This window comes from Microcystis sp. M179S2 (assembly GCF_020245805.1).
Lineage (GTDB): Bacteria > Cyanobacteriota > Cyanobacteriia > Cyanobacteriales > Microcystaceae > Microcystis > Microcystis aeruginosa.
In genome coordinates, this window is the sequence record NZ_JADBUE010000165.1 from 1 (window position 1) to 7,864 (window position 7,864).

General features: G+C 46.4%; 6 protein-coding genes, 1 tRNA gene and 1 pseudogene. 4 read left to right on the forward strand and 4 right to left on the reverse strand.

The window, feature by feature from the left end; all coding sequences use genetic code 11:
- Positions 1-208: 208 nt before the first annotated feature.
- Positions 209-568: a DUF6464 family protein gene (locus IM500_RS09910; RefSeq protein ID WP_002763426.1), complete on the reverse strand. Its 360-nt coding sequence runs from the start codon at positions 566-568 to the stop codon at positions 209-211.
- A 231-nt stretch (positions 569-799) separates the two neighbouring features.
- Here IM500_RS09910 and IM500_RS09915 point away from each other — a divergent pair, with 231 nt between their 5' ends.
- Complete coding sequence (locus IM500_RS09915) at positions 800-1,348, forward strand: RDD family protein (protein ID WP_287738227.1); 549 nt, start codon at positions 800-802, stop codon at positions 1,346-1,348.
- Between the two features lie 380 nt (positions 1,349-1,728).
- Positions 1,729-2,004 carry a hypothetical protein gene (locus tag IM500_RS09920; protein WP_002763421.1) on the forward strand — a complete coding sequence of 92 codons (276 nt, stop codon included), beginning with the start codon at positions 1,729-1,731 and terminating at the stop codon, positions 2,002-2,004.
- A 226-nt stretch (positions 2,005-2,230) separates the two neighbouring features.
- On the opposite strand, the gene IM500_RS09925 is transcribed toward IM500_RS09920, so the two are convergent.
- A tRNA-Arg gene (locus tag IM500_RS09925) sits at positions 2,231-2,304 on the reverse strand.
- A 363-nt stretch (positions 2,305-2,667) separates the two neighbouring features.
- Positions 2,668-2,859 carry a hypothetical protein gene (locus IM500_RS09930; RefSeq protein WP_043999505.1) on the reverse strand — a complete coding sequence of 64 codons (192 nt, stop codon included), beginning with the start codon at positions 2,857-2,859 and terminating at the stop codon, positions 2,668-2,670.
- A gap of 206 nt (positions 2,860-3,065) precedes the next feature.
- Between IM500_RS09930 and IM500_RS09935 the strand changes: the two genes are divergently transcribed.
- Positions 3,066-5,591: a mannose-1-phosphate guanyltransferase gene (locus IM500_RS09935; RefSeq protein ID WP_190719720.1), complete on the forward strand. Its 2,526-nt coding sequence runs from the start codon at positions 3,066-3,068 to the stop codon at positions 5,589-5,591.
- 79 nt (positions 5,592-5,670) lie between these two features.
- On the opposite strand, the gene IM500_RS09940 is transcribed toward IM500_RS09935, so the two are convergent.
- Entirely contained in the window at positions 5,671-7,053 is a 1,383-nt protein-coding gene (locus IM500_RS09940) for a flavin monoamine oxidase family protein (protein ID WP_287738228.1), read from the reverse strand.
- A 109-nt stretch (positions 7,054-7,162) separates the two neighbouring features.
- On the opposite strand from IM500_RS09940, the pseudogene IM500_RS09945 reads away from it, so the two are divergent.
- Positions 7,163-7,705 (forward strand): annotated as a pseudogene (locus IM500_RS09945) (M28 family peptidase); the annotation flags it as partial.
- Positions 7,706-7,864: the final 159 nt, after the last annotated feature.

The following is a 7,864-nucleotide window of genomic DNA, read 5'->3' on the forward strand; positions in this document are numbered from 1 at the left end:
TGTCAGTCTGTAGAGCGACCATAAGACCAGAACAGAGTAAATCTGTTAAGGCAGGTGCGAAAAATCCTTCGGGAAAGAAGCAGAAACCCAAATCGTGAGGTTTGGGAATCGCCGTCCGTTTTACGGCGGTGAGGATGTCAAAGGCGATTGATCAATATAGTGGTTAGCTAGGGGAAAAATAGCCAGATTGTTGCCGAAAAAGGCTCTTTTAAGGGTTAATAGTTTCGTAAAAACGACAATCTTGACAGGGACCTGGGGGGTTAATCGCACAGCGCAACAGTTCGGATCTGGCGTTAAAACGACAACTAGCATCCCCCATCACCCAACGTCCTTCAATCAAACTTTTTTCGTTCGGAGTGGGAGCAGTTTGTACATAAAGGGAAATTTTGCGTAAACAATAGCCACCAATCTTGTATTGGTACTGGTGGTGACGTTCCAAAACTGCGTAGGTTTGTCCTTTCAATGCCAAATAATTACCCGGTTGTGGCATCCAATCCAATTGGATCTCTCCCAAACTTTGCCGCGGATGGGTTAGAATAACCTCCGTTGTTAATGAATCTTGTTCCATGATTATCCCTGTATTCTGGGCTACCTTTGCTCAATGGTAGCTTAGATCTCCGAGTCGATTAATAATTATATCTCCTGCAAAAATCAAAAATCTGCCGTTAGGTGAGCAGACCCCCAGACAGAAGACTCCGAGACGGGGGGAGAAAAAAGACAAGAGACAACTATCCTAGAATTGCCAATTTCCCGATTAAAGTGGAAGATAAACCGCAGGATTTTTCCGAGAATTTACTTTATGGTTTACCCCATCCCGCCTGAAGATAATCTACCGCAAAAATTTCCGAAAATTCCCTTAGATCGTCGCGCCTATGCTTTCCTGATCGACTTTGCCTCGATCTGGTTTTTAAGCTCCTTTGCTAACGGTACACCTGTACTGCAATTCTTCCTTTTTCTCCTGATCTGGTGGTGTTTGCGGGTGTTATTAGTCGCGCAGAATCAGGGTCAGAGTTTAGGACGTTGGGCCTTGGATATGAAGATCATCGATCTACGACTTCAGCGTTTACCCGGAATTTTGGAGTTAAGCAAAAGAGAGGCGATCGCTGGTGGGGGAGCAGCTTTAATGATGGTAGGGTTAAATACTTTTTTTGGCAATCCTTTAAGCTTGATTTTATTATCTTCGCCCCTTTTCGCCGATTGTGGTATGGCGATCGGCGATGAGCAATTTAACCGCGCTTTCCACGATCGCATCGGTGGCACGATTGTTATTCCCACCCGTCGGGGTTTTTCTCTCGATCTACGTTTAAGAAGGCTTTGGTATCAAGTTAAGGGCAGAATGAGAAGATAAATATCAGTGATCAGTGATCAGTTATCAGTGATCAGTGATCAGTTTTAAGTTTTGAGTTTTAAGTGAGCAGTATTATAGCAGTTTTCATCAGAATGAGGTATGGGCAAGGGGCTTAAGCCCTTTGTTGGCAAAACTTGTCGATACCTCAGTAACGTGAAAAGTGCTATATGTGGGTTTTCCTGTAACGGGAAAACCCTTGATTTTGTCTCCCTGACTTGGTAATAGTCAGGAAAGATTAAGACTCCTGATGAGATCGCATTACAGTGGGAATTTAGGAAATCGGATCAGCGTTGGCATCGAAAAGCCCATAATTAAAGTTATTCCCCCATCCGACGGGCATCGGTGGGGGACAAGAATTAGTCTATTAGGAGTTTACCAAAATGTCAGAAGACAGATTAGAGCGGATCGAGAGAATAGTGGAATCGAACGCTCGCGCTATTCAAGCCCTAGCTGATGCCGTCGCTAGTGACCGCGAGGAACGGAAACAGGAGAAAAAAGGGCTTTACGATTACCTAGCTCGAATAGCAAGCGCACAATCAGATTTTTATGAGACTCAAGCCGATTTTTACCGGCATCTAGAGAGAATGGATGATCGACACGCTCAAATGATTGAAATCATCCGACAGATTAACAAGAACAGAAGCGATCAAGCCTAACCTCTAGAAGTTGCCCGTAGCCGTGCCTACGGGCTTAATTAAGCCCGTAAATATTTCGATAATGGGGTTGATGCTATAGCAGTTTTTATCAGAATGAGGCATGGGCAAGGGGCTTAAGCCCTTTGTTGGCAAAACTTGTTGATACCTCAGTAACGTGAAAAGCGCTATAAATAGCAGTTTCCCAGCATCTTTTCACTGTTTACTGTTTACCGATCACTGAAAAAGGCGGGATCGGCCGGGATCGAACCGGCGGCCTAGTGCTTAGGAGGCACTCGCTCTATCCAACTGAGCTACGACCCCAATTTTTTCCCTAACCATGATAAGACATCCACGGCTAAACTGTTGATTGCCGTGGATTATTTAGGGTTTGCTGAATAAATCTAACAACCTTGTTGGATAAGGTTTTTAGACTTTTTTCCCTCAAAAAGTGCCGACCATTGGAGTGATTGGGGGGAAAATTCCGGGACTTTTTCCCTGAAAATTAGGTAATTGACCACCTGAAAATGGGTAAAACCCCACACCCTACCCCCACGAAAAACTTTTTGCCGCAAACCCTATTTAGGGGTTTTTTTTGGGGGGGTAATCTCGACTAATCGGCGAAAAAACACCTCGATACCCAGCTACTTTCTGTTTTATGGCCGTGACCTTGGCAGTATGTTAATTTTATTTGCCCTTGAGGGCTTTTTGAAAATTCTTGCGGTAGGCGGGATTAACAGCCAAAAGAAGCGGCCAGAACAGGGTTAGAGCTAAACGATTGGGTAAACTGGGACTAAAATTAGTGCTTCTGTACCCATTCCAGAATTTCCAACCACCGGCACCATAAACAATTATTAAGATAAAAATAACCAGTCTCATGCCATCTCATCCTTGAATTTAGAGAATTCACATCTCCTATTTTAAGCTTGGGTTTTGCCGACTTGGGAAAAGAAAATATTGTTCTGAATCGGGGGGACGGTGTTAGAATGCCGGTTAGGAACTGGCTCGATCGAGGTCGGGAAACTAAAGCCATAATTTGGAAAAACTATTTAAAAACGGCGAAAAGATAGCCTTGGGAGGAAATTATGCGAGCGGTATTAATGGCAGGTGGTTCAGGGACAAGATTACGTCCGCTTACTTGTGATCTTCCCAAACCGATGGTCCCGATTCTCAACCGTCCCATCGCCGAACATATTATTAATTTACTACGAAAGCATGACATTACCGAAATTATCACCACCCTGCACTATCTCCCCGATGTCATGCGCGACTACTTTCAAGACGGCAGCGACTTTGGGGTAAAAATCACCTACGCTGTCGAGGAGGATCAACCCCTAGGCACCGCAGGATGTGTGAAAAATATTGCCGAATGGTTAGATGATACCTTTCTGGTGATTAGTGGCGATAGTATCACCGATTTTGACCTGCAAAAAGCGATCGCATTCCATAAAAGTAAAAACTCGAAAGCAACCCTCGTCCTGACGCGGGTTGCCAATCCGATCGAATTTGGGGTAGTGATTACCGACAAAGAAGGCAGAATTCGCCGTTTTATCGAAAAACCATCCACCAGCGAGATTTTTTCCGATACTGTCAACACCGGAACCTATATTCTCGAACCAGAAGTCCTCGATTATCTCCCCTACAAAGAAGAAGCCGACTTTTCTAAAGATTTGTTTCCGCTGCTGCTGCAAAGGGGCGAACCTATGTATGGTTATGTGGCCGATGGTTATTGGTGCGATGTCGGTCATCTGGAGGCCTACCGAGAAGCGCAATACGACGCTTTATCCGGCAAAGTTAACCTGGAATTTCCCTATCGAGAAAAATCCCCCGGAGTGTGGGTCGGCACTAATACCTATATCGATCCTAGCGCCCAGATTGAGGCCCCAGCCATGATCGGCAATCATTGTCGTATTGGTGCAAATGTTCTGATCGAGAGGGGTTCGGTTATCGGCGATAATGTCACCATCGGTGCCGGTTCCGATCTGAAACGTCCCATCCTCTGGAATGGTGTGGTGATCGGGGATGAGGTCAATTTAGCCGCTTGTACGATCGCTAGGGGAACCAGAATCGATCGACGGGCCCAGGTACACGAAGGTGCGGTGATCGGACAATTATCGATCGTGGGGGAAGAAGCGCAGATCAATTCCGGGGTCAGAGTCTGGCCGAGTAAACAGATCGAATCGGGAGCCATCCTCAATATTAACCTGATTTGGGGAAATACTGCCCATAAAAACCTCTTTGGTCAACGAGGAGTATCGGGCCTCGCTAACATCGATATCACGCCCGAATTCGCCGTTAAACTGGGGGCATCCTACGGTTCTATCCTGAAACCGGGGTCAACGGTAATCGTCTCCCGGGATCAACGTAGTGTCTCGCGCATGGTCAGTCGATCGCTGATTGCCGGTTTAATGTCCGTGGGGGTGAATATCCAAAACCTACAAGCGAATGCTTTACCGATTTCGCGGACTTTAGTGGCTAAATTAAACGTAGTCGGTGGCATTCACGTTCGTATTCATCCCGATCGCCCAGATTTTCTCTTAATCGAGTTTTTAGACGAAAAAGGGATTAATGTTTCCAAAGCGAGGGAAAAGAAAATCGAAGGGGCCTATTTCAAAGAAGATCTGCGACGGGTGGGAATGCAGGAAATCGGCAGTATGTCCTATCCGGCTGATATTCTCGATAATTACCGCAAAACCTTTGAAACTCAGCTAAATGTAGAGGCTATTCGCAATAGTAGCTCCAAAATCGTCATTGATTACGCCTACGGAGTCTCAGGGGCAATTTTACCAGAATTACTGGCCAAATTTGGCTGTGATGCCGTGGTTCTCAATGCCAGTTTACGTCAGAATGCCCTTTCCATGCAGGAAAGAGAGTTACTAATCCATCAATTGGGCCATGTGGTGGAGGCCCTGAAAGCGAACTTAGGCGTACAAGTTTCGGCCAACGGGGAACAATTAGTCCTCGTCGATGAGAGTGGTTTATCGATTCGCGGGGAACAATTAACTGCTCTAATGGTGAATACAATTCTGACCGCCCATCCGCGCGGTACAGTGGTAGTGCCGGTTCATGCTTCTAGTGCCGTGGAACAGATCGCGCGTCGTCACGATGGCCGGGTGGTGCGGACAAAAGCCAGTCCTAGCGCTTTAATGGAAGGATGTCAAACCAATCCTAATGTGGTTTTAGGAGGATCTGGGCAAACTGGCTTTATTTTTCCGCAATTACATCCCGGTTTCGATGCCATGTTCAGCGTGGCGAAACTTTTGGAGATGTTAACCATTCAGGAACGTTCTCTAGCTCAGGTGCGGGCCGAGTTACCGCGCATTTACAATAAGAATACGGCGGTGCGTTGTCCTTGGAAAGTCAAGGGCTCCCTGATGCGCTATCTAGTGGAGACTCACGCGGATCTTAATCTAGAGTTGGTCGATGGGGTGAAGGTGATTAATCCCCTTAATGATGACTGGGTATTGATTTTACCCGATGCTGGAGAACCTTTAGTGCATATCTATGCTAACAGTGAGCAGCGGGAATGGGTCGATCGGACAATTAAAGAATATCGTCATCGTGTGCAGTATTTCGTCGAACATTACCAGGGCGAAATAGTGATGATTTAGGATTTTTTTGCTCTATTAGCCCCGAAACTTGACTATGATGACTTTTTTGACCTAAAAGGTGGCGTAGCCCTGTAGATGCTCATTTTTCCCGCAAAAGCAAGGCGATTCGATCAGCCGCCGCCTCACCAGTGCGGATCGCTCCCTCAAAAAATCCCGGCCAGCGATCGGCCATTTCTGTGCCGGCCCAGTGAATCGGTCCGACGGGAGTAAAAAGAGCCTCGCCGAAACTTGTCCAGACTCCGGGGGGCATAAAAGCGGAATATGCGCCACCAGTCCAGGGATCCCCGGGCCAATCCACCTCATCATAACTGATCGGCAAAAGGGCCTCTTGACCGAAATAAATAGCTAAATCCGAGAGGACGGCGGCACGACGCGCCGGACTACTCATGGAGCGCCAACGACTATAGCGATCGCCAACCACAAAGGTGGCGATTACCCCGACGCCGGTTTCGGGATCGGAACTATCGGCACAGAGTTCCAACCATTGACAATTCCCTTGAGCAACTCCCGCTAGTCCCTGTTTTCGCCAGAAAGGTTGCTCATAGGAAATCAGGACTTTAGCGCAGCATCCCATCGGTACTCGTTGGGTTAGTTGTTCTCGCTGGGGTGGCAGCGGGGGATGATAAATAATGCGGCCAGCAAGATGGGGCGGCATGGCAATGATGGCAAATTGGGCGGTAAAAGTGTTCTGGCTGGTTTCTATGGTCACGCCGGCCGAGTCATAATTAAGGCGAAAAACCGGTTCCCCCAGTCGAATTCGCTCTCCTAATTCCGCCGCGATCTTGTCGGGAATTTGTCCGGCTCCGCCATGGATCAGTTCGGCTTCTGGATGTTCGGCCTGAGCGGCGCAATTTTGTCCCCAAAGAACGTGCAGCAGTGAGACTTGTTGGGGTTCGGCCGGCCCGAGAAACCCCACTGCACGGGCCATATAAGCAAAATACCATTGACCAAAATCTGTGCTTGTGTTTTCTTCAATCCACTGAGCAAAAGTTTTACTGTCTAGTTTTTTGGTGTGATCGTTGCTTTGGGGATAACCTGAAGGTAGGGTTTTGGCTAGTTCTTGAAAACGCGCCCATGCTGACATCGCATCTTGCCATTCTTCCGTGCCGATATCGGGTACTTCTCCCTCGTGGAAACCTTGAAAAAAACCATTGAATTCATAGCGTTTGTTGTTGAACACTAGGACGGTTTTTCCCTGATTGGGAGAGGGAAAACGACGTATTTTATACTCGTCGAGGAGGGCTAAAAAACGCTCTTGGGTTGGGCCCACCCACTGACCACCTCGATCGATCCACTGTCCGGAGGGGAGATATTGACCAGACATTCTGCCACCGTAACGATTTCGCGCTTCGATTACCAGAACTTGATGACCTCGCCTCTGGAGATTACGCGCGGCGATTAATCCTGCTAATCCCGCCCCAACAACGATACAATCATAGCTAGTCCACTGGAGATTTGTCATGATTTTAGCTCCACAGAGTATTTGATAATTAACAATTATTATTCTCCCCGATTTTTCCCTCAGTTTCTCTATCCATTGGCTCTTTTGATTAAATTATCTGCTGCTATCAATGTTTGATCTTCTTAGCGATCGCTTAAGCCAACACCTAGAACAAATTGTCCGAGAAAGAAACCCTTTTTTCTCTAGTCAAGGACATTTTTATGTGCGAGAATACCTGCGGCAAGAGTTAGGACAGTGGGGAAAGGTTGAATCACATTTTTTCTCATTTCAGGGAAAAGTTTACGAAAATTTAATCTTAGATTTGCCTAATAATAGTCAAAAACCTCCGATTTTAATTGGCGCTCATTATGACACGGTGCCGGGGTCGCCAGGGGCCGACGATAACGCCACGGGATTAGCGGTATTATTAGAATTAGCGAGGTTTTTTGGGGAGAATCAGGCTAATTATCCAATTCGTTTAATTGCCTTCGATCTAGAAGAATACGGATTGCTGGGGAGCATTGCATATTCGGAAAAATTAAAACAAACTAAGCAGGATTTAAGATTAATGTTATCCTTAGAAATGCTCGGTTACTGTGATAAAAATCCCCATTCTCAAAAATATCCAGCTTTTCTAGAACATTTTTACCCCAACACCGAGGATTTTATCGCTGGCTCTTCTAGGTTCTGTGTGAGCATGGTATAATGGTAACACAGAACAGGAGGTGGGTTATGTGGATAAATTTTGATCAACTCCTCGATTTACCAAATGTAACAGTGGTCAATTATCAAAAAATTGCTCAGACAATTTTCCTAAAGCTCGCTCTTTTAA

Excerpts from the sequence above, each read along its gene's own strand:
- IM500_RS09910 (WP_002763426.1), bottom strand. The coding sequence starts at position 568 with ATGGAACAAGATTCATTAACAACGGAGGTTATTCTAACCCATCCGCGG.
- IM500_RS09915 (WP_287738227.1), top strand. The coding sequence starts at position 800 with ATGGTTTACCCCATCCCGCCTGAAGATAATCTACCGCAAAAATTTCCG.
- IM500_RS09920 (WP_002763421.1), top strand. The coding sequence starts at position 1,729 with ATGTCAGAAGACAGATTAGAGCGGATCGAGAGAATAGTGGAATCGAAC.
- IM500_RS09930 (WP_043999505.1), bottom strand. The coding sequence starts at position 2,859 with ATGAGACTGGTTATTTTTATCTTAATAATTGTTTATGGTGCCGGTGGT.
- IM500_RS09935 (WP_190719720.1), top strand. The coding sequence starts at position 3,066 with ATGCGAGCGGTATTAATGGCAGGTGGTTCAGGGACAAGATTACGTCCG.
- IM500_RS09940 (WP_287738228.1), bottom strand. The coding sequence starts at position 7,053 with ATGACAAATCTCCAGTGGACTAGCTATGATTGTATCGTTGTTGGGGCG.